The following is a 22,053-nucleotide window of genomic DNA, read 5'->3' as shown; positions in this document are numbered from 1 at the left end:
CGCGGAATCAGACCCGACTGCTCGACAAAAACCGGAATAATTACTATCATCGGCAGGCAAGAGGAAAAACAATGTCCCGTTCTCAAATTTGGGCCGGACTTGATGTCGGATCCACTACCCTTAAAATTGCCCTTGTCGACCCTGAAACAAAAGAACTTCTCCACGCCGTATACCGTCGTCACGGGGCCAAGCAGGCTGCCTGCGCCAGGGAACTGCTGGCAGAAGCCCATGCGCTCTTTCCTGGAGCCGATTTCAACGTGGCCGTCTGCGGATCCGGCGGGCGGATCATCGCCAAGGCCGTAAACGGACACTACATTCAGGAGGTGGTGGCCAACTCCCTGGCCATACGGGAATTCTTTCCCCGGACCAGGGTCGCCATTGAACTGGGCGGACAGGACGCGAAGGTCGTTTTTTTCCACCACGACGAGAACACCGGCAGGCTGATGGCCTCGGACATGCGCATGAACGGCTCCTGTGCCGGCGGTACCGGAGCCTTTATTGACGAAGTCGCCTCCCTGTTAAAGATTACCTCCACGGAATTCAACAGTTACGCCGAACGGGGAAAGACGGTTTACCCCATTTCCGGGCGCTGCGGGGTATTTGCCAAGACCGATATTCAGCCCCTTTTGAACCAGGGGGTATCCAAAGAGGACATCGCCCTCTCAACCTTTCACGCCATTGCCAAACAGACCATCGGCGGTCTCGCCCAGGGTATGGAGATCGTCCCGCCCGTTATATTCGAGGGCGGTCCCCTGACCTTTAATCCGGTGCTGATCCGGGTTTTTGCCGAACGTCTCGGACTCAAGGAGCACGAGATCATTCTGCCGGAGCGGCCGGAGGTGATTGTAGCCTACGGCACCGCCCTCTCGGTGGGAATCATGTTCGGAGATGATGAAAACCGCTACCAGGAGATCGAGGCCATGAAGGCTCTGGCCCGTCCCCAGGGAGAATACGCCGACAAACGGGATTTCGAGGCGGTTCCCTTCTTCTCCTCCCCTGAAGAGAAGGAAAAATTCCACCGGAGATATCCTCTCACAGCCTTCAGAAGCCCAGCCCATCCCGCGGGAACGGAGCTTTCCGTATATCTGGGTATAGATGCAGGATCCACAACCTCGAAGTTCGTCCTTCTGAACGAAGAGGAAGAGGTGGTCTACCGCTTCTATTCCGGCAATAACGGAGATCCCCTGACGGTAGTACAGCAGGGATTGCTTGACTGCTATCGTCACTTTGAAGCCCAGGGAGTCAAGCTCAGGGTCCTCGGCGCCGGCAGCACCGGCTACGGAGAAGGGCTCTTCGCCGCCGCCTTCAAGGCGGATTATCACACCGTGGAAACCGTGGCCCATGCAGAAGCCGCCCTCCACTACCAGCCGGAGGCGAGTTTCATTCTCGACATCGGCGGCCAGGACATGAAGGCAATCTCCCTCACCGGCGGAATCGTCACCGGCATCGTCCTCAATGAGGCCTGTTCCGCCGGCTGCGGCTCCTTCGTGGAAACCTATGCCAACTCCCTGGAGATCCCGGTGGAGGAGATCGCGGAAAAGGCCTTTTCCTCCTCCGCCCCTGCCAAACTCGGCTCCCGCTGCACAATATTCATGAACTCCTCGATAATCACGGAACAGAAGAACGGCAAGACCCCGGAGGATATTATGGCGGGTCTCTGCAAGTCGATTATCGAGAACGTTTTTACCAAGGTCATCCGGGTATCAAACCTGGACGCCCTGGGAGACTCGGTGGTGGTTCAGGGCGGGACCTTCAAGAACGACGCGGTTCTGCGGGCCTTTGAGCAGTACTCGGGCAAGCGGATAACCCGGGCCCCTTTCCCCGGAGAGATGGGTGCCATCGGTATTGCCCTGCTGACAAAGAAGCAGAATCTTTCCGGAAAAAGCAGATTTATCGGACAGGAGGGCCTTGCCAACTTCTCCTTTACCAAGGAACCGGGGCACATCTGCCCCTTCTGTTCCAATAACTGCAGCCGGACCCTGGTCAGCTTTGCTGACGGATCGAGGTTTATAACCGGAAACCGCTGCGAACGGGGACAGATAATCGGGGACGTAAAAGATCCCGGAGTCAGGGAAAAACTCAAGGCCGCCAGTCAAAAACTGGACACCGTTCCAGACATGATGCGCAGAAGGCGGGAGCTCCTTTTTGCTGATTACAAAACCCGGGAGCTCAGCCCTCCCAAGAATTATACCATCGGCCTTCCACGGGTTCTGGAGTTCTGGCACAGCATGCCCTTCTGGCGGAGCCTATTCAGTTCCCTGGGTTTCAAGGTGCAAATTTCCCGGGAGAGCACCCGTAAACTCTATGAAGCGGGACTGCGCTATGTTCCCTCGGATACCGCCTGTTTTCCCGGCAAGGTAGCCCACGGCCACCTGATGGACCTGATTGAAAAAGGGGTGGACCGCATCTTCATGCCCATGATGCTGCGGATGGAGTCGGAAAACAAAAGCGCCGTCTCCAACTACCTCTGTTCCGTGGTCCAGGGCTATCCCCTGATCCTCAAGGAGAGCCACGAACCGGCCATCCTCCACGGAATCCCCATGGATACCCCGGCCTTCCACTGGTACGACCTCCGGTCCCGGGACAGGCAGCTGGCGGACTACTTTGCCTCCACCTACAACATCCCGCGACAGGTGCTCAAGCAGGCCATTGCCGAAGCAGACAGGGCCCAGGGCGAGTTCAGGCAGACCCTGCAGAACGAAGGCAGGGAGATTATCCGCAGCAGCGAAGAAAAAGGGGATTTCGCCGTGGTACTGGCGGGAAGACCCTACCATAACGATTTTCTGGTCAACCACGACCTCTCCCGCTTTTTCACCCGCCACGGAATCCCCGTCCTCACCGTGGACAGCCTGCCCGGCTTCAACGAGGTGGATCTTTCGGGGGTACGGGGTGAGACGGCAATCAATTTTCACGTGCGCATGTTCGAAGCCGCCCTGATTGCCGCGGAACATCCCGCCCTGGAACTGGTTCAGATCGTCAGTTTCGGCTGCGGGCATGACGCGGTTATCTCCGACGAGATCATACGTATCATGAAGGCGGGAGGGAACAAGGATCCCCTGGTGCTGAAACTGGACGAAAGCGATGTACCAGGCCCCCTGAACATCCGGATCAAATCCTTTGTCGAAACGGTCCGGGCAAAACGGGTGCGGACAGGAAAAAATACGGCCACACACAAGCTTCCGGACCCCTTTCCAGCCAAGTACACCAGGGGACATCGGAGCGAAAAAACGATCCTGGTTCCCAACCTCTCCCCCACCTTTACCCGGCTCACCGCCGCGGTACTCCGCAGAGAAGGATACAGAGCCATCCCCATGGAACTTGCCGGCGAGCGGGCAGTGGAACTGGGAAAAAAATATGTCCACAACGATATGTGTTTTCCCGCCCAGTTGAATATCGGAGAAGCCCTGGCCCATATCGAGGCCTCGGGTCGTCCCGACGATTTCGCCCTGGGCCTGGCCCATTTCGAATGCGACTGTCGACTGGCCCAGTACGCGACGGTGGCACGGAAAGCCCTGGACGACGCCGGGTACCCGCAGGTACCCATTATAACCACCGGAAAGGATAAAAAGGGGATACACCCGGGACTCAAACTCGGCATTAGCTTCCAGTACCGCATGCTCTGGGCCATCCTTATCGGTGACAGCCTGGACGGCATGGCCCGGCGCCTTCGACCCTATGAACAGAATTCCGGCGAAACCGACAGGACCCACAGGTACTGGCTGGAACGTGTCCAACAGGGCTTTGAACGGGGAACCAGGGCCGCCCTGGAGGAGTACCGGTCGGCTGTGACGGCCTTTAACCGCATTCCCCTTGTGGAGGGGGAGCGGAAGCCCAGGGTATTTGTCATCGGAGAGATCCTTATCAACTACCACCCCGTTTCCAACGCCCACATCGAGGAGTACCTGGAGAAAAACGGCATGGAGGTAGTCATGCCCCCCATGATCGACGTATTCAAGAAGGACGCCTCCACGGTTCGGCAGTCCATGCGCCGCTTTCACGTGCGCTTTCCTTTTCTCGAAGCCCTGGAATCCATCGCCACTGACAATCTGATAGACTGGGGTATCAGCCTTATGGAAGGGATCAACCGGAGCTTTCGCTTCTTTGAAACCAGGGAAAGGTACGATGATCTTGCAGTGCACATCGACGGTCTCGTAGACCCGGTCTTCAACTCGGGGAAGGGCTGGCTGATTCCGGCTGACATAATCGATCAGAGTATGCGGGGGGTCAACTCCTTCGTTATAATCCAGCCCTTCGGCTGTCTGCCGAACCACATTACCGGCCGGGGAATAATCAAATCGGTAAAAAAGAAGCTCCCCCACATTCAGGTTCTCTCCCTCGACTTTGATCCGGATACCAGTCTTGCCAACGTGGAGAACAGGCTGCAGATGCTGATAATAAACGCACGAGAGCTGGAAAAACGGAGCCCAGGAGTACCAAGTTATCATGATAATCAACAAGCAATCCCGCAAGACCTATAAACTGGGGAGTCCCCTCCTGGACTCCGCAGGGCGGCCGGATCTTTCGAGTTTTCACGCCGTCCGCTCCATCTGCCACCTGGTAAACTCCTCCCGGGGAGACGAAATCGATCCGGAAAAAATACTCAGAGCCGGAGAGCTTTACGGACTGGGAATGCTGGAGAAAATCTACCGGCTTATCCTAAGAAAACAGGCCGGAGAGGGAGATACCCTTTCGGAAAAGGGTATCCGGAGGATCCTTCCGGATTCCGGAGATGAACGGCAGCTCCGGGAACTGACGGAGCTGGTGAACAGGGAGTTTCCCGCCGAGCCCGACGGTCCCCGGGAGACCCATGAACTGTTGGCGGACCTGATCCTTCTGCGTCTGAGCAACGAGAATCCCGCGGCGGAGAGGGTTCGGGAACTCATCGATGACACTCAACTTACCCGGAACAGCGCCTACGCCGGCCTGATAAATGCAGCGGATACCCTGTTCATTCCTCCCGCCCAGGCTGAATCCGGAGAATCCCTGCTGCAGATGCTGCGCCGTCCCCTGACTCTCCATCCCCGTTCGGTGCGGGAACAGCTCATCTACATCCGGGAGAACTGGAGCGACCTTGTCAGCGAGCTGACCATTCCCCTTTTGAGCAGCCTCGACTTTCTGGCGGAGGAGGAGCGACCCTGGTTCGGCGGCGGACCGGGGGAACAGCACCCCTACTCCTATTCAGAGGGAGACTTCGAGGGCTTCAGTCCCGACCAGGCCTGGATGCCCATGGTGGTGATGATAGCCAAAAACACCCTGGTCTGGCTGCACCAGCTCTCCGTCAAATACGGCAGGAACTACACACACCTGGACGACATCCCCGATCAGGAGCTTTCCCTTCTTGCGGAGCGGGGCTTTACCGCCCTCTGGCTTATCGGTATCTGGGAACGCAGCGGAGCCTCCAAACGGATCAAGCACCTCTTCGGCAATACCCAGGCCGAGGCCTCCGCCTACTCCCTGAAAGCGTACCGCATAAGTCCCGAACTGGGAGGAGAAAAAGCCCTGGAGGCGCTGCGCATAAAGGCAGCCAGGTTCGGCCTTCGCCTTGCCAGCGACATGGTTCCCAACCATACCGGTATAGACGCTGACTGGATCTATGAACACCCGGAGTACTACCTCCAGGTACCGGTATCACCCTATCCCTCCTACAGCTTCTCCGGGGAGAACCTCGCATCCCGTGAAGGGTACACAACCTGTCTGGAGGACCACTACTTCGATCACAGCGATGCTGCGGTGGTCTTCAAACACGTGGAGGATTCCACAGGCCGGGTTCGCTATATCTACCATGGAAACGACGGCACCCACATGCCCTGGAACGACACAGCCCAGCTCAACTACCTGAATCCCGGGGTCCGGGAAGCGGTGGTGCAGACTATTCTCAAGGTAGCCGGGAATTTCCCCATAATCCGCTTTGATGCGGCCATGACCCTGGCCAGACAGCATATACGCCGGCTCTGGTTCCCGGAACCAGGCGAAGGAGGATCTATCCCGTCCCGGGCGGAGCATGCCCTCTCTCAGGCCGATTTTGAACGGGCCATTCCGGAGGAGTTCTGGCGGGAAGTTGTGGACCGGGTCGCCCGGGAGGTACCGGGAACTCTGCTGCTGGCGGAGGCCTTCTGGATGATGGAGGGGTATTTCGTGCGCAGCCTGGGCATGCACCGGGTGTACAACTCCGCATTCATGAACATGCTCAAAAACGAGGAAAACGATAAATACCGCAGCACCCTGAAGAACACCCTGGAGTTCGACCGGGAAATTCTCAAGCGCTTCGTCAACTTCATGAACAATCCCGACGAGGAAACCGCCCTGGCCCAGTACGGCAGCGGCGACAAATATTTCGGTATCTGCACCCTGCTGGTCACCATGCCGGGTCTCCCCATGTTCGGCCACGGCCAGATCGAGGGCTTCAGCGAAAAGTACGGCATGGAGTACAGCCGTGCCTACAAGGATGAAAGCCCGAATCAGGAGCTGATTGAACGCCACGAACAGGAGATTTTTCCCCTCCTCAAACGGCGGGCCCTGTTCGCTGAATCCGAAGAGTTCACCCTTTTCGACTTTATCGGGCCCAGCGGAGTCAACCAGAACGTCTTTGCCTATACCAACCGCTCAGGCGACGAAGTTGCCCTGGTGCTCTACAACAACAGCCTGGAGAGTGCCGCCGGAAGCATCCGGACCTCCGTTCCCTACCGGGACAAGGAACGGGACGGAGAGCTGCACAGGCGCAGCCTTGGAGAGGCCCTGGGAGTACCGGACAACCCCCGGCGCTGGCTCATCATGCGTCAGCATGCCACGGACCTGGAGTTTATACGGAACTGTCGTGATCTGGCCCGCCGGGGTCTTGACGCCGTGCTTCCGGGTTACGGCTGCCAGGTCTATCTCGATATGCGTATCGTTGCCGATGATCCCGATGGAAGCTACCGCAGTATAGCCGAGAAGCTGAAGGGTTCAGGCTGCTCCGGAATAGACCGGGAAATCCGGCTCATGCACATGAAACCCCTGCATCAGGAACTGGCCAGAACCCTGCGCCCGGAGATTATCGCCGTCTTTCAGGAGGCCATGTTCAACCAGAAAAAACCGGAAACCGGCTTTCTTGCCTCCTGGGCGGAGGATTACCGCAGTTTTCTCAGCACGGCATCGGATAAGAAACACCCGCCCCGGAACGTCATGCCCTCCGCCGCCCGGGCGGTACTGCAGATCGCGACCTTCGATCTCTCCTCCCGGGGAGACATCGAGGAAGAGCTGGCAGGTTTCAGGGGCTACCTTCAGCGGGGCCTCGAGATGCGCCCCGAAGCTCCATCGGTATTCGCCGCCTGGTGTCTTACCCACGGTTTGAGCGGGGCCTTCGGTGAGACCTCGAACCCCGGGGTTTCCCGTTCCCTCATCGACGACTGGCATCTTGGGACCCCCTTGAGGGATATCTTCAGCCATGCCGGTTTGAGCTGGCCCAAGGCGGATTATGCCGTGAGCCTTGTCAAGCTGCTTACCTCCTACCAGAACTGGCACCTCAGTGTTCGGGACCGGGATGGCAACCGCTACCTGGCGGAACTTCTTCATGAACAGGAGATACAGGATTTTCTGCTGGTTAACCGTTACAACAACATTCTCTGGTTCAACAAGGATCGCTTCGAGGATATGCTCTGGTGGTTCTTCTGCATTGCCGTCGTACAGCTGACCGAAAAACCGGGGGCCAAGGCCCATCCCCGGATCGACTCGCTCTTCAACACCCTGCATACCTGGCTCGAGTGTGAGGAACGCTCATCCTTCAGGCTCACACGGCTGATCGATCTCCTGAACAGGGAGGAGGGGGAGGAGAAAAAAATGGGTGATTCCTCCTTGAAAGACCACCCTTGAGGGGATAGTATCCTAAGCTATGGGAAAGACGACGCTTCTGATCTCACGACGCAATCCGTTCCCCTCCGTGCTGCTGGATTTTTTTCTGGACCGGGGCGACACTCTCTTTCTGGCCTCTCCGACACTGGAAGAAAACGCCGATGAGATTGAAGGCTACCGGCACCTGGCCTGGAATCCCCGGTCTCCCATCTCCGCCAGGAATACAATGCTGACCATCGAGAATGAGGCTGCCGTAATCGACGAAGCCTATCTTCTGTACGAACACGGCGAAGAGTCCCGGCCCCTGCACCAGGTTCCAGGCACAATTATCGACATCTCCATAGACACAGCCCTGCGGGGAGGGCTTTTTATCTGCAAGGAGATCCTGAACCACTTCGATACCCATTCCCGGGGAGACCTTACCCTGCTTCTTGCAGGTTATCCCTCTTCGGTGCGGCCGTCCCTCGAGTCAGCCATGGAGGGGGCCTTCCGGCAGATGGGCAGCGCCCTCTTCCAGGTCTACGGAGAGAGCAGGATCCGGATCCGGGGCTTCGAGGACCACCGGGAGAATGCCGAGGATTTTTACCGGGAGGTAACGGAAATTCTCAGGGCCAACGATGATAAACGCTGGGGAAAATGGATGCGTCCCGGAGAACGGGGAGGAATTTTCTCCCATTTTTCCCGCTGATACAACCGCATTGACGGTAATACATACTATAGGCTAAGGTCGAGGCACATGAAGATATGGATTAAGGTTCTCCTGGGGCTTGTCATCGGAGCATTTCTGGGGGGATATCTGCCGGAAGACGGGGCCGCTGAGTTCTTCCAGTATGCAGCGGAACTGGTTATTAATATTGGCTATTACGTATTGTTTCCCCTGGTCTTTTTCTCTTTAGCCGTGGGAATATTTGAACTGCGCAAGGAAAACATGACCCTGCGTGTTCTCGGCCGGGGAGTTCTGTATGGTCTGGCTGCAACATTTCTGCTGGTACTGATCGGCACAGCTTCCGTGGTACTCCTCGCTCCGGACCGCATACCTATTATCATTGAGCAGGAGTCGCCCTTCTCCGTCCCGGGAGTGGGAGAAATTCTCAAATCCATCTTTCCCCGGAATATCTTTACGGTATTCACCGGCGCCGGGAGCTTTCTTCTTCCCATCTATGTTTTTGCCCTCTTTCTGGGAATGAATTTCACCTTTGATCGCTCCATAAGCCGCCCGGTGGTGCAGCTTTTTGACGCCTTCTCGCGGATCCTCTATCACGGAAACAAATTCATCGTGGAAATCCTGGGTCTTGGAATGATCGCCCTGACGGCGAACATGGTTTTCACCGTGAACCGGATTCCCCAGTTCGAGCTTTTTGGTCAGCTGCTGCTGCTGCTTTCAATCAACGGGGTATTCATTCTCTTCGGAGTCTTTCCTCTGCTCCTCTACTTTCTGGGAGGCAGGGAGAACCCCTACAAGTGGCTCTACGGGATTATCACCCCCCTTGCTGCGGCAGCGGTCTCCGGGGACGCCTATTTTACCCTTATGAGTCTGATTCACCACGGCCGGGAAAACCTGGGAGTTTCCAGGAGGGTCGGTTCCGCGCTGTTTCCTCTCTACGCCATGTTCGGCAAGGCAGGAAGCGCCATGGTTACCGGTATTGCCTTTATCGTGATTCTTAAATCCTACTCATCCCTGGGACTTACCGTCTCTGCAGTCCTCTGGGTAATGCTTTTCTCCTTTCTGGTTTCCTTCCTGACCGGCCCCTTCCCGGGGAGCGCCGTTTTTATCGGTCTTGCCCTCCTCTGCTCATGGTATGGCAGAGGTATCGAAGAAGGATACCTGATCCTGCGACCAGTTCTGCCCCTTCTGATCAGCTACGGCGTGGTTCTGGATACGGCCACAGCCGCCTTTGCCGGACTTCTGGCGGCCAGACACGAAGATCAGCACCATGAGATCTTTCTGAAGGATTACGTTTAGGGTTCTGAAGGGTTCAGGAGCCGGAGTCCCCGCCGGAGGAGAGTCGAAAACGCAGGGCCGCATCAAAATAGATCAGACTCTGATCGGCCAGGGGATCCCCGTCCCAGAGATGAAAAACCGGCAGGAAAAAGCGCAATCCCGGCCTGAAGGAAATCTTTTCGTTTACCCCGATATCGAGGAATAAGCCCGCCTCGGGAAAGATAAACCTTCCGGCACCCATAAAATAGCTCAGCATGTCGCTGTGAGCAGCCTCTTCGCCCTCGGCGGTAAGCGTTGGAATACGTAGAAGCAGGCTTGGAGAAAGCACCGTGCCCCAGCTGATGCGTTCTGTCCAGGGAAAGGTGAACACAAAGGCGGGATTAAGCAGGAGGGAGACCACATACATCTCCCGGTGCTCTATCTGGGCAGGCCGCGGGCGGTCCCATTCCTGGAATCCGTAATTCAAGCCGAAAACATAAATTCCCGGGTCAAAGCTCAGGCGCTCGTTCAGGGGATAACTCAGGGCGGCCCCGATGGGGGTCAGCAGGGGATCAGGAGCACCGGTGGTCTCATCGTCGGCAGGTTCGTCTATCATCCAGAGAAGCCCGGAATGTACATCGAAAGCAGCCAGATCGAGAGCTTCACACGGAGCGGCCAGAACCAGGGAGAAGAGAACAACCGGCAGTATCAGCAGTGTACTGTTTTTCATAGATGGAGACCCCGAAAACAATATACCACCGATAGTCAGGCTTTTCATCCGTTAATGCTAACCACAGGATCAGCGGATCTTGACGGTTTCCACCATATAGCGGATATCGGAGCCCTCGCCGTCGAGCTCCTCTTTTTCGAGGATGAATACAAGGGAGCTTTCATCGGGAGAATAGCAGACCTGTTTTATTCTGTAGCGCTTTACCCCGGATCTGTAATAATCCGGAAGCCCGACAACATAGTCGCGGGTTTTTCCATTCGCGTCTTTCAGCTTAAGGTTTAAATGAAAGGCGGAGCGTACCGTTTTTCCTGACCCCTCACTCTTCTGAACCAGGTCCACGCTTACACTGCTGTTGCGCTCAAAATCCCGGAACTCAAGATGGGATTTCGGTTCCGCTCCGTTAATCAGCAGATAGACAATCCTGCCGGAACGGAGATGATCTATACCATACTCCTTGATGGTCTCCACGTTGTCCGCAAACAGGGTATACAGAGCACCGGAACCATCCTGTCCTGCGGAAACCTCCACCGGATAGATGCCCCGCATGCGGCCTTCCGGCACAAATTCGTTGGCATGCACATCCACCAGATACATATTGGCATAAGGATTTGAGGTTTTATCGTCAATTCCGTAGTAGCCGAAGAGAAAATAGCGGGAATTTACAGAAAACCCAAGATTGACATAGGTCGCCACGTCACCTGCCAGGCTCGGGACAACCAGCCCGACAAGCAGTAGCAACAGAATACAACCTCTTTTAAACATACCTTGTGCCTCCATACTACAAATATCGAACAAATTCCAAAAAAGTTGAGCAATAAGCATAGCAGGGTTTCGATTGATCAGCTGCCTGTTTTTCGTCACAATAGGGGTATGACCTTAAGTCTGCGAAACGCAATTATTCTTCTCGGAGCCGGGTTCAACCTGCTGCTCCTCGCCGGTTTCTGCCTGAGCCTTTCCCTTCTGGTACCCTTTCCGGCAGGGGTGACGGAGATTCGGGAGTTTCTTGGTACACTGGCTTCGGTCTATAACGCGGATCTGATTTTTCTGTTCATTCTGCAGCTGACATCCCTCATATCCAGCCTTGTTCTGTATAAACGTTTTCGCAAGACAGCATCACCGGAAATATTTTTCTTCATACTTTTTCTGCTGTCCATGGGAATTGAAGGGGCCAGGGTTTTTCCTCCGGCACTGCGGGAACTGCAGGTCCCCGTTTACCTGTATCAACTGGTAATCCGGCTTCTATATATGGCTCGTTTTTTCGGGATTTTCAGTCTCTTTACAGCCGGTCTGTTCGCCAACGGGATGCAGTACCAGAAGGTTTCCATAGCCTATGGGATTTCTCTGCTCACAGCCTTTACCCTCTCGTCCCTTTTGCCGGTTGCGGAAGCATCCCTGCAAACGGATACAGGCCTTGACCTTGTCACCATTGGCGATGTCAGCATAGTGATGATTACCCTGCGCATTCTGGCGGTAATCAATTTCCTCGTTGCATGGATCCGCAATAACAGCCGGGATTTCCTGTGGCTCGGTCTGGGAGGAAGCATTGTTCTCTTCGGATACGATCTTGCCCTTGGGAGTGAAGTCCTGTGGCTTCGCATAGTCGCAGCCGCCGGTATAATCGTCGGTATAAACCTGTTTTCCCGCAGAACCCATGAGATATATCTGTGGATATGAATCAGATCTGCATGTAGGCAAACAGTGCGGCCGTCGTGCCGGCAGTCAGGGGCAGCAGGATATTGTCCAGGTCCTTGAGAGGCAGCATTTCCACCAGGGTGGATACGAAGGCGACAGCCAGAGCCGTCTCTGCACTCGCTCCGACAACCCGGGCGGAGAGGAATATCGCGGCGAAACAGGCTGCACTCCCGGTAATTGTCTTGCCGCCGGTATGGGGAATCCGGATCCTTCCGAAAAGTTTTCCCACCAGACTGGCAAGGCCGTCACCAAAGGCAAGGGCAAATATCGCAATACTCGCAGCGGGAGCCGGGTACAGAAGCAGGGCCAGCATGGTGCCGATTCCCAGGGTCACCGGACCCAGAACAAACCTGCCCAGGTCACGTTCCCGGGAAGCCATGGCGGTCAGGCGGGAGATCAATACGACCCGAACGCCCATGCAGCGCAGCAGTTCCGCGTATGTATAAACAATCGTTCCCGCGGCAAGCAGGGCCAGGGTAATACCCTGATTCAGGGAAGCAGCGAAGGGTACCAGAGCCACAAGCATGTGAATACTTTTCCGCAGAACTTCCGTACGGACAGGAACGGGTATGGATGGAAAATAGTCTAATGGTAATGACAGGATGCCACTCTGCTGTAAATTATTCATATACTATAACTCTATGTTAACTCTGCAATATACATGCCAATTTATCAGGATTCAACAGAAATAATAAGTGTCTGTATTATAGACAGTTATTTGGTATCAACAGCAGTCATCCGGCTCTGTCGGCAAAAAGATATGATTTTTTAGAACCTGAAATTCTTAAATGACTACAGCCCCCTTGAAAAAGGGGGCCGCATATAACATCTAAAAACGATCGAAATCGTCATCGTCGAGTTTAATAACCTCCGATGGATCCACCGGTTTAATTCCCGTCTCCTCGACCTCGTAGCTGTCGTTGTAATTTCGCTTTGCTGCGCTCTGCCTGGATACCGGCTTGTGGGAAGATCTCCCTCCGCTACCATGATAGGTTTGAGCCTTGGGAGCCTCCAGCTGACGCACTGTGCGGGCCTCCAGGGTGAACTGGGCTATCATCTGCTGCAGATGCTGAGCCTGGGAGGCCAGCTCTTCCGCGGCGGAAGCGCTCTCCTCGGCGGAGGCGGTATTGGCCTGGGTTACCTGGTCGATCTGGTCCAGTCCCTCGGTTACCTGGCTGACAGCCTGAGCCTGTTCGCGGCTTGCCTGGGCAATCTCTTCAAGGAAGGTGGCGACCTTGCCGACGCCGCCGACAATCTCCTCCAGCTGAGATGCGGTGGCTTCAGCCGCGTGGTTGCCGCTCTCGATGCTCTCCACCGTCTTGTCCACAGAGACGGTCGTCTCCTTGACAGCCTCGGCAGCCCTGGCGGCAAGGTTTCGAACCTCCTCGGCAACAACGGCGAATCCTCGGCCGTATTTACCAGCCCGGGCTGCCTCTACATTGGCGTTCAGTGCCAGCAGGTTGATCTGGAAAGCGATGTCATCGATGATCTTGACGATCTTCTTGATCTCGTCGGAAGAGGCGTTGATCTCATCCATGGCGGTAATCAGCCCCTTCATCTGGCTGTTTCCGTTTTCGGCGTTTTCGGTAGCCTGTTTGGCCAGAGCATTCGCCTCCAGCGCATTCTTCGCATTCTGCTGGGACTGTCCGTTTACCTCGTTTACCGAAGAGGAAATTTCCTCCAGGGAGCTGGCCTGTTCGGTCGCGCCCTGGGAAAGGGACTGACTTGCCTGGGAAACCTGCTCGCTTCCGGAGGTTACCTGATCAATGGCTACATTGACCTGCCCCAGCAGGTCGTTCAGGGAGTTCCGCATTGTTTCGAGGGACCTTCCCAGGCCGTCTTTCTGGCTGGCAAGCTCCACCTTGCGGCTGAAGTCTCCTGCGGCGAAGTACTCGATCATCTCGGCCTTGTACTGCAGGGACTTGAGCATATCCCGCAGGGCGTCCGCAAGCTTACCTATTTCGTCCCGCTGGTATACATCGAGCTGAGCATCCAGATCTCCCTGGGCGATCTTACCGGCAAAGGCCACACCCTGAGAAAGGGCCCTGGTAATCATGCGGGTCAGAGCAAGGGCGATGACTACGGAAATCAGGATTACAAGTATTATGCCCGCCACTACAATGGTGAAGGTAAGATTTACCAGAGAGAGTGCCCGATCGGTACGCTCCGCCGTACCCTCGAGTCCTGCCCGGGCAGTATCCTGAGCCGCAGTAAGGGCATCATTTCCCGCTGCAATACGGCCCTCGTTCAGCTCTGCCAGCCGTTTATAGCTGGCGAGAATATTCTGCATCCCCCCTTTGTAGGTATCCGCCGCCACTTTTATATCATCCAGATCCTGCAGTTCCTGGGGTTCCACGGTTATTTCTCGGATTTCCGACAGCAGGGAGTCCATTGTATTGAAATTGGCCACCCCTCCATTGATTATTGCTGGATCGATATACAACTGCCCCCGGAAGTTGGAGATCCTGATGGCATTGCCCAATTCAATAATATTGTTAATCAAAGATATTTTACGGTAGCGCTCGTTCAGAGCACCGGAACCTGCTCCGGCGGCAATTTCCCGGCTGAGCTTGGAACTCTGCCCCATAAGAAAGTCCTCACAGTGCCCCATGAATTCCGCGGCAGCCTCGTCAAGAACAGTGCGCTCACCGGTAACGCCGGAAATAACCCTGTTGGTCTCCTCTGCCAGGTCCCGGTACTCCCCGAGCCGGGTTTTTGCTGTCGTCACACCGGCGGATAACTTCCTGAGGTACACAGACTCTTCTGCCAGGATTTCAGCCTCATCCAGGGCTTTAAACACAGCACGCTGTGCTTCGGCGGCCTCTTTCCAGTAGCTGTCCTGGAAGGTAAATCCGTATCCCCGCATGGCATACATGTACAGGAGGGTGTTTCGCTCCACGTCATTGGCAATTCTGACCTCAGGTACGTACTCCCGATTAAGGGCCGCCGAATCGGTCTGGATGGTCTTTACGTTCATAAGAATAATGGTAAGCGCGACAGCGATGAGCAGAATGATACTGCCGAATCCCACTGTCATCTTCATGGCCATCTTCATGTTCTTAAACATTTGCTGGAGTTCTCCCTTCTCTTATTTTTCGCTGCCAATGGACTCGAGCTTAAGATCCTCATCCTGTTCCAGAATCTTTTTAACATCCAGAAGGATCCGCACCTCTTCGTCTACCTTTCCAAGTCCCGATATATACCGGTCCCGGGCAGCATGTTTCTTGAAACTCGGCGGCGGGTCTATGTCGCTCTCGCGGATATCCTTTACCTCGGAAACGGTATCCACAATAAACCCGATGGAGGTATTCTCGACGTGAACAATTATAATGCAGGTCCGGTCGTCATACGCCCTGGGCTCCATCCCGAAACGCAGCCGCAGATCCATGACCGGAATCACCTTGCCCCGAAGATTGATCACACCTTTTATATAGTCCGGCATATCAGGAACCTCGGTGATCTTCTGAAGTTCGATGATATCCGTAACAACCATAATGTTTATGCCGTAAATTTCCTTGCCGATATTGAACAGAAGGTACTTGTTTTCCTGATACTGCTCGTCCTCGTCATCCACGAGGAACATGTCGTCGTCATCGATTTGCCTGTACTTCTCTTCTGCCACGATCTCCTCCCCTCTTTATCCAATGCATAAGACTCACCAAAGTATATTATATAGAGAACAGTCTATGCAAATATTTTATTAAATTATTCCAATTTATCCATGCCAGTGTCGGTACTGTTATCCGGTCGTTCCCGCTCCCGGCAGCTGGGACAGATGCCATAGTAATGTACGGAATGGCGCTGTATGGTAAAATCATGGGCCTTCTCCAGCCGGGCTTCTATTGAATGGAGGGTGTCCCGCTCTTCATCGGAAAAATCCGAATAGCGGATGACCCGGTAACAGCGGGAACAGATAAGAAGATGCTGATGTTTGGTCTCCTTCTTCTGCTCCCTGAGTTCGTAGCGAAACTTCCCATCACCGGGATCGATCTTGCTCACCAGGCCCATCTCAGTCAAAAGAATCAGGGTCCGGTAGATTGTGGCAAGTCCGACCCCGGGATGATCCTTGTGAACCCGCATGAAGATGTCTTCCGCACTGGCAAAGCCATCAAAGTCATCCAGAGCTTCCAGAATAACCTGGCGGGGTATGGTCATTCGAAGTCCCCGCTGGCGGAAGCGGGGGCCAAATTCTTCAAAACCGTGACGACGGTATCTCGGCATATCTCCAACCTCTGTATATATGTGTTAAAAAAAAATATAGCCGAAATCGGGACATATGGATACTCTTGATTTTACCCCACAACCTTTCGTACGGCTGCGAGCAGTTTGTCCGTGCTGAAGGGCTTTACGATCCAGCCGGTAGCCCCGGCGGCTTTTCCCTTTTCCATAACCGAATACTGGGACTCGGTGGTCAAAACCATAATCGGAACGAATTTAAAGGCGTCCTTTCCGCGGACCTCCTGGATGAGTTCAATGCCATTCATGTTGGGCATGTTCACATCGGTAATGATCAGATCCACTGTTCCGTTTTCCAGTTTTTCCAGGGCGTCAAGCCCGTCCTCTGCATCCAGGACCTGATACTCATTCTGTTCAAGGACAAACCGTATGCTCTGACGAATCGCTTTGGAATCGTCCACGATCAATATCTTCTTTGCCATAAGCAGGACATACTCCGTTTACGCTCACGGGGGAGCTTTAGGATTTACCGGGCCACAACTGGTCCGTTCCCAGGGTGGTTCCAAAAACACCTCTATATCTTGATATGTGGTGTTTTCAGAGTATCCCTTTAGTAAGTGTTGTCTATTTAACGGAAAATTTCAAAGGGATTTGACAAAAAAACGAAGACTTGTCGAATTTCTCCAGCCCTTTACAAAACTTCCCGCAGCTCCTGTATAGCGGAAAAGGTCCCCAGGGTTTCGATTGCCTTGTTCTGAATCTGCCGTACCCTCTCCCGGGTAATTCCCATACGGCTTCCGATTTCCTCCAGAGTCAGGGGCGCCTGACTGCCAAGACCGAAACGCAGCTCGAGGATCCTTCGTTCCCTGGAACTCAACTGGTCCAGCACCCGGTCGAGAATATCCCGCAGGGAATTGGAAAATACCGACTCGAAGGGCTCGGCATACTCGTCGCCCCGAACCAGGTCGGAGAGACTCGTGGCGTTGTCGTCATCCACGGTGGTATCCAGCGAGGCGGTATCAACGGTGTATTCCATGAACTGCTTGACCTTTTCCTCGGGAACATCCATATAATCGGCGAGTTCCTGAAGCTGCGGGTCACGCCCCAGTTCCTGGGTCAGATACTTGGAGACGGAAAAACACTTTCTGATGGAGTTCAGAACATGGACCGGAATCCTGATGGTCCGGCCTTTATCGGCTACCGCCTTTATGATCGCCTGTTGAATCCACCACGTGCCGTAGGTGGAGAATTTGCAGCCCCTGGTATAATCAAAGCGTTCAACCGCCTCGATGAGACCGATATTGCCTTCGTCGATAAGGTCCAGCAGGCTCAAACCCCGGTGCTGATACCTCTTCGCGATGGAGACCACAAGCCGCAGGTTAGATGTTATCATGCGGTTTTTCAGAAGCCCAAGCTCAGCCTCAAGGGAATTCCGAAGGGCACGATAATCCGCAGAATCAATAGTACCGCGGCTCAGATCATTATCCAGGCTTTTTATCTGTCCTCGAAGCTCCACGATGTCCTTCCCGAGCTTGAGTTCTTCAGCCTTACTGAGAAGGCGGTATCCGGCAATCTGCCGCAGATAGAGGGCCAGGGGATCGCTGTCGATGCCATAATAGTCATCATTCTCAATCCGGGAAACCTGTGCCGTATTCATCATGATCATGCTCCTGCGCAACCAAATTGGTCTGATCTCAGATCAATAATCACGCGGAAAGCACGAACCCGCAATCAGGGATTCTTGAGACTGTTTTTCGGGGATTCCCCTATCCTGGCATCGGGGAATCCCCGATAAGAATCAGGATTTCCGGGAGCGATGTCCGGCGAAAATCAGGACCCCTGCCCCGGCAAGAATCATCAGAGTGCACAGGAGCTGTCCCATGGTGAAATTCAGGAAACTTCCGGTCTGATAGATGGAATGGGGAGAACCCAGTTCGACTATAAAGCCCAGGTTGCTGTCGGGCTGCCTGAAGTATTCAATTACAAAGCGGACAGCCCCGTACCCTATCAGATACCACCCCATTATAAATCCGTTAAAACTCTTTCGCTTCCGGATGATGAACCAGAGAAAGAGCCAGAGAAGGACCCCCTCACCGAAAGCCTCGTACAGCTGGCTCGGGTGCCGGGGCAGATTTACGCCTCCCTCCGCTGCCAGACCCAGTTCGCGGCTCATGGCGGCCACCCAGTCGACGGAGAGGGGAAATTCCGGGGCCCCGGGAAAGACCATCCCCCAGGGGGCGCTGGTAACACGGCCGTAGAGCTCGGCGTTGATGAAGTTGCCCAGACGTCCGAAGGTATACCCCAGGGGGACAGCCAGGGCAATCCTGTCTGCCCAGAGCCAGGGAGAGAGCCCCCTGCGACGGCAAAAAAGGACTCCTCCGATGGTTCCGCCCAGCAGGCCGCCATGGTAGGACATCCCCTGAAGCCCCACAAAGCGCATGGATTCATCGAAGGGCCAGAAAATCAGCCATGGTTTGACCCAGTAGATACCGGAAGTATCATAAATCAGGGTAGAAACCAGGCGTCCACCCAGAAGCAGGCCGAGGATTATCCAGAAAAAGAGGTCCGCCACAATATCAGTGGAGAGTTTCGGCTCCTCCCTTCGAACCTGATACCGCACCAGGAGGTAGGCGGTCCCGAAGGCAAGGAGATACATGAGGCCGTACCAGCGAAAGGGCAGGCCGGGTAAAATGACCGGAGATATCCAGTCGGGAAACTGCAGATAGGCCAGCGGTAGTGACATAAACCTACTCCTCTTTACTGATCGGCTTTTTCTGGATCTTGCCCACCCTGGAATCGAAGAAAACCACGACCCCGGATTCGGCTTTGTCCACCTCGTAATAGCGGCCGTGGCTCTCGAACACCACCCCCGGATACAGGCTGCCCCGCACAACCACCTCGGAGGGGTAGTGTTCTTCATACTTTTCCCGCAGGGTAAAAAGACGCAGGCTGCGCTTTTCAATAAGCTTGATAAACTTCAGCTTTTCCTGCCGGGCCCGATGGAGTTTTTCCGTCTCCCCCGCCTTTTCCAGCCGGTTCAATATTGAATCCAGCTTTATTACCTTGTCCCGGGTCTGGGTAATCTCTTTCTCCTCCACCTGAATGCGGTCGGCTACCAGATAATCCTGGCCGAAGGAGACCTGGGTCTTTACACCGTTCGGGTTTCCCAGGTTCTGGACCTCCGCTCCCTGCCGGGTTTTGACTATTCCCCCGTTCAGGTTTCCCTTGTCGGTTTTCAAAACCAGTTTGCCGTTGCAGCGAAGGGAGGAACGCAGGCAGGAGTTCTTAACGACGATATCTCCCACGGCCATTACATGTCCCTGCTCGATAAAACCGGCATATACGTTCTTTTTCGACCGCAGCACGGCCTTTCCCCCTCCCTTGACCCCGTGCCCGATGTATATGGAGCCCTCTGAGGAAACCAGAGACGCATCCACGAGCCCTCCGATCTGCACGTCACCGGTGGAAAAGACAACGAAACCCGGCATTACCGAGCCTTTGATCTGGACCGGACCCGAGAACTTTATATTACCCGTCTTCATATCCACGTCACCGGCGATGGTATAGACATTGCGCACACTGATGAGGTTCTTTTCCCGGATAAGTTCTCCGGAAGCGGAAGCGTAAAATCGGGTTAGCCCGGCTTCCTCCTCCCGGACCTCGACATGCTCCCCCGCTTCCAGGGGAATCTGCTTCAGCTCGCGGGAGTTCAGGGTTTTACCGGTTACATCCCAGCCGGGTTCCGATTCCCCCTGGGGAACCCGCACCTCGGCGATCAAATCCCCCTCATTGACGGTGGTCATGCGGTCCTGGCTGCGATAATTCGCCTGCCCTTTCTTGTTTATGGTTACCCCTTTTCCACTGGCGAAGTCGATTTTAAAGTCTACCTCCACCCTGCCTGCATCCCGGGGGGCTCTTCCCCGCGCCACGACCATATCGCTTACAGCCTCTCCCCGGGAGGTCCGGGCACAGACCCGCGCACAGAGTTCCTCATCAATCCCCTGACTCACCCCGGCTTTCTTAAGGGCCTCCCGGATATCCTCCTCCGTGGCGGGAAAACCTGTCCCTTCCACAGGGCTGACCGTCAATACGGCCTTCATCCGGTCCTCGGAGAGTCGTACAGACACCGATGCGCTTTTATGAGGGTGATGACGCAGGTAGGTAGTACCATCCTGTTCGCCGATCTCCAGAACTCCGTCGGACTCGGCCACAATAAGGTTCTTCTCTATGCGCAGTCCCTCACAGACGTGAAGAGGCGCCTTCTTTCCGGCTGGAGCTTCGATCCTGGCACCGAAAACATCGGTTCCCGCCTCGCCGTTCTTCCCTTTGACTATCTCTCCCACGAGCTGCTCTGCCCGTACAAGGGCCATCTTTTCGACCTTCTCCGGGGGGAAGATGTTCCAGGATTCCAGGTCGATCAGCCCGTCCCTGCGCAGCTGTTCGGCCCGCCCGATAATGGCGGACATATCCGCCTGGGCCAGGGAAGTAACCTTTAACGAAAAACTCTCGTCATCGCCGGCAAGCGGGGCTTTTCCCTCCACCAGAACATAGTCCCGCATTTCAGCCTCTGGACCGCGGTAAAACTCCATGATAGCCGCCTGAACCGCAGGCTTATCCAGCCCCTTGAACCCTGCCTGGACAATGGCCGCGCCGACCTCTTTCAAAACCAGGGGCTTGCCACCTCCCCGGCGTTTGCGTATGGAAAGGTGTGCCTTCAGTTTATCCTCGGAGACCCGAACAGCGAACCAGCCGTCTTCATCCACGGAGATTCCCTGCTTTCTCAGGGCCGTTCCGGCTTTTACGGCTTCGGCAATCATGTTCTGGATATCCTGACTTGCCAGGAGCTTTTCCTTTGGATATCCCAGTTCCACGGCTGCGTGTACAATATCCTCCGCCGCGGGGGGAGCCGCATCCTTGAATCCGGGATTGAAGTCCAGATAACAGGTATTTCGGTCTTCTGAGAGGGAGACATCCCACTGATGCAGGGTATAGGGAACAAGATCTATCCAGTTATCTCCCCGGCGAAAGAAACCGGAATCTCCGGCAACCAAGGTTCCCTTCTCCAGGTGTATCCCCTGGCCGCAGAAAAAGGACCGGCTGTCGACTTTAGGAGGCAGTGCCTGACCGAAAACATTGACCCCCGGTGTCCCGGGCTTCCCGGGTTGAACGGTTCCTATGCGTGCATCCTTTTCACACCAGCCGAAAGCCAGAACGCGGGGATCGACATAAACCTTTTCCTGTTTTTCAAGCTTTTCTACAACTTCGACGGTCTTCTCTTTGACAGGCATAAAAGGAAGAAGCCCTTTTTTTCGGACCGTCCTGTGCCGTTTAACCTTTTCCGTCCTGGTCTGAAAAATTTCGGGAGGAGGGGCATTATCCAGCACGAGAGAAGCCTCGTATTTCAGATCCTCCGGGACCGGAAGATCCTCCCACTCATACCGCGCCGGTTCCGGATCCCGGGGGGCTTCCCCCAGGGCAAGCATTCCGGCTTCCGACTCCTCCCCTTCGGAAAAACGTGCAGCGGCTTCGGACAGGGCCTTATTGTCAATTCCCTGACGTATTCCCTGGGCAGTCAGAAAGTTCCTGAGATCCTCGGCAGAATATTCGGCACCTTCAGCCCGGGGGGTGAATCGTATACCGGCGGATAGTTTTGTTTCATCAACAATTAATTGAAAAGCTCCAGAATCTGCCTTCGCCGCCATTCTTC

15 protein-coding genes are annotated in these 22,053 nt (G+C 55.0%); 5 read left to right on the top strand and 10 right to left on the bottom strand.

The window, feature by feature from the left end; all coding sequences use genetic code 11:
* The first annotated feature begins 71 nt into the window (after positions 1-71).
* The 4 genes from B4O97_RS12210 to B4O97_RS12195 are packed head-to-tail and all read left to right on the top strand — an operon-like array spanning position 72 to position 9,790.
* Positions 72-4,478 carry an acyl-CoA dehydratase activase gene (locus B4O97_RS12210; RefSeq protein WP_083051176.1) on the top strand — a complete coding sequence of 1,469 codons (4,407 nt, stop codon included), beginning with the start codon at positions 72-74 and terminating at the stop codon, positions 4,476-4,478.
* A complete protein-coding gene (locus B4O97_RS12205) occupies positions 4,444-7,848 on the top strand; it encodes an alpha-amylase family glycosyl hydrolase (protein WP_083051174.1) in 3,405 nt (1,134 codons plus the stop codon). The genes B4O97_RS12210 and B4O97_RS12205 overlap by 35 nt, the downstream gene beginning before the upstream one ends.
* Positions 7,849-7,867: 19 nt before the next feature.
* A complete protein-coding gene (locus B4O97_RS12200; protein WP_083051173.1) occupies positions 7,868-8,515 on the top strand; it encodes a hypothetical protein in 648 nt (215 codons plus the stop codon).
* Between the two features lie 48 nt (positions 8,516-8,563).
* The gene (locus B4O97_RS12195) at positions 8,564-9,790 is read left to right on the top strand and encodes a dicarboxylate/amino acid:cation symporter (protein WP_083051171.1); all 1,227 of its coding nucleotides are present in this window, start codon (positions 8,564-8,566) and stop codon (positions 9,788-9,790) included.
* Between the two features lie 13 nt (positions 9,791-9,803).
* On the opposite strand, the gene B4O97_RS12190 is transcribed toward B4O97_RS12195, so the two are convergent.
* Positions 9,804-10,478 (bottom strand): hypothetical protein, encoded by a 675-nt coding sequence (locus B4O97_RS12190; RefSeq protein WP_083051169.1) that lies wholly within the window; start codon positions 10,476-10,478, stop codon positions 9,804-9,806.
* A 69-nt stretch (positions 10,479-10,547) separates the two neighbouring features.
* A complete protein-coding gene (locus B4O97_RS12185; RefSeq protein ID WP_096348887.1) occupies positions 10,548-11,240 on the bottom strand; it encodes a DUF2259 domain-containing protein in 693 nt (230 codons plus the stop codon).
* Positions 11,241-11,348: 108 nt separating this feature from the next.
* On the opposite strand from B4O97_RS12185, the gene B4O97_RS12180 reads away from it, so the two are divergent.
* Positions 11,349-12,152 (top strand): hypothetical protein, encoded by an 804-nt coding sequence (locus B4O97_RS12180; protein ID WP_083051165.1) that lies wholly within the window; start codon positions 11,349-11,351, stop codon positions 12,150-12,152.
* A gap of 1 nt (position 12,153) precedes the next feature.
* Here the strand turns inward: B4O97_RS12180 and B4O97_RS12175 are convergent, their stop codons facing one another.
* From B4O97_RS12175 to B4O97_RS12140, 8 genes are all read right to left on the bottom strand, one after another.
* Positions 12,154-12,696 (bottom strand): diacylglycerol/polyprenol kinase family protein, encoded by a 543-nt coding sequence (locus tag B4O97_RS12175; RefSeq protein ID WP_233143040.1) that lies wholly within the window; start codon positions 12,694-12,696, stop codon positions 12,154-12,156.
* Positions 12,697-12,999: 303 nt separating this feature from the next.
* Complete coding sequence (locus B4O97_RS12170) at positions 13,000-15,237, bottom strand: methyl-accepting chemotaxis protein (protein ID WP_083051164.1); 2,238 nt, start codon at positions 15,235-15,237, stop codon at positions 13,000-13,002.
* A 21-nt stretch (positions 15,238-15,258) separates the two neighbouring features.
* The gene (locus B4O97_RS12165) at positions 15,259-15,792 is read right to left on the bottom strand and encodes a chemotaxis protein CheW (protein ID WP_233143038.1); all 534 of its coding nucleotides are present in this window, start codon (positions 15,790-15,792) and stop codon (positions 15,259-15,261) included.
* A gap of 83 nt (positions 15,793-15,875) precedes the next feature.
* The gene (locus tag B4O97_RS12160; protein ID WP_083051162.1) at positions 15,876-16,391 is read right to left on the bottom strand and encodes a Fur family transcriptional regulator; all 516 of its coding nucleotides are present in this window, start codon (positions 16,389-16,391) and stop codon (positions 15,876-15,878) included.
* 71 nt (positions 16,392-16,462) lie between these two features.
* Positions 16,463-16,828: a response regulator gene (locus tag B4O97_RS12155; protein ID WP_083051160.1), complete on the bottom strand. Its 366-nt coding sequence runs from the start codon at positions 16,826-16,828 to the stop codon at positions 16,463-16,465.
* 209 nt (positions 16,829-17,037) lie between these two features.
* Positions 17,038-18,006 (bottom strand): sigma-70 family RNA polymerase sigma factor, encoded by a 969-nt coding sequence (locus tag B4O97_RS12150; protein WP_332890544.1) that lies wholly within the window; start codon positions 18,004-18,006, stop codon positions 17,038-17,040.
* 138 nt (positions 18,007-18,144) lie between these two features.
* Positions 18,145-19,089, bottom strand: a complete 945-nt coding sequence (gene lgt / locus B4O97_RS12145; RefSeq protein ID WP_233143036.1) for a prolipoprotein diacylglyceryl transferase — start codon at positions 19,087-19,089, stop codon at positions 18,145-18,147.
* A gap of 4 nt (positions 19,090-19,093) precedes the next feature.
* Positions 19,094-22,048, bottom strand: coding sequence for a flagellar assembly protein A (locus B4O97_RS12140; RefSeq protein WP_083051158.1), 2,955 nt, complete (start codon positions 22,046-22,048; stop codon positions 19,094-19,096).
* Between the last annotated feature and the right edge of the window lie 5 nt (positions 22,049-22,053).

Origin of the sequence: Marispirochaeta aestuarii, assembly GCF_002087085.1 — a bacterium.
In the GTDB taxonomy this organism is placed as follows: Bacteria; Spirochaetota; Spirochaetia; order JC444; family Marispirochaetaceae; genus Marispirochaeta; species Marispirochaeta aestuarii.
This window is presented reverse-complemented; position numbering and strand designations above follow the sequence as displayed.

Excerpts from the sequence above, each read along its gene's own strand:
- B4O97_RS12140 (WP_083051158.1), bottom strand. The coding sequence starts at position 22,048 with ATGGCGGCGAAGGCAGATTCTGGAGCTTTTCAATTAATTGTTGATGAA.
- B4O97_RS12180 (WP_083051165.1), top strand. The coding sequence starts at position 11,349 with ATGACCTTAAGTCTGCGAAACGCAATTATTCTTCTCGGAGCCGGGTTC.
- B4O97_RS12175 (WP_233143040.1), bottom strand. The coding sequence starts at position 12,696 with ATGCTTGTGGCTCTGGTACCCTTCGCTGCTTCCCTGAATCAGGGTATT.
- B4O97_RS12155 (WP_083051160.1), bottom strand. The coding sequence starts at position 16,828 with ATGGCAAAGAAGATATTGATCGTGGACGATTCCAAAGCGATTCGTCAG.
- B4O97_RS12150 (WP_332890544.1), bottom strand. The coding sequence starts at position 18,006 with ATGATGAATACGGCACAGGTTTCCCGGATTGAGAATGATGACTATTAT.
- B4O97_RS12160 (WP_083051162.1), bottom strand. The coding sequence starts at position 16,391 with ATGCCGAGATACCGTCGTCACGGTTTTGAAGAATTTGGCCCCCGCTTC.
- B4O97_RS12210 (WP_083051176.1), top strand. The coding sequence starts at position 72 with ATGTCCCGTTCTCAAATTTGGGCCGGACTTGATGTCGGATCCACTACC.
- B4O97_RS12190 (WP_083051169.1), bottom strand. The coding sequence starts at position 10,478 with ATGAAAAACAGTACACTGCTGATACTGCCGGTTGTTCTCTTCTCCCTG.
- B4O97_RS12170 (WP_083051164.1), bottom strand. The coding sequence starts at position 15,237 with ATGTTTAAGAACATGAAGATGGCCATGAAGATGACAGTGGGATTCGGC.
- B4O97_RS12200 (WP_083051173.1), top strand. The coding sequence starts at position 7,868 with ATGGGAAAGACGACGCTTCTGATCTCACGACGCAATCCGTTCCCCTCC.
- B4O97_RS12195 (WP_083051171.1), top strand. The coding sequence starts at position 8,564 with ATGAAGATATGGATTAAGGTTCTCCTGGGGCTTGTCATCGGAGCATTT.
- B4O97_RS12205 (WP_083051174.1), top strand. The coding sequence starts at position 4,444 with ATGATAATCAACAAGCAATCCCGCAAGACCTATAAACTGGGGAGTCCC.
- lgt (WP_233143036.1), bottom strand. The coding sequence starts at position 19,089 with ATGTCACTACCGCTGGCCTATCTGCAGTTTCCCGACTGGATATCTCCG.
- B4O97_RS12185 (WP_096348887.1), bottom strand. The coding sequence starts at position 11,240 with ATGTTTAAAAGAGGTTGTATTCTGTTGCTACTGCTTGTCGGGCTGGTT.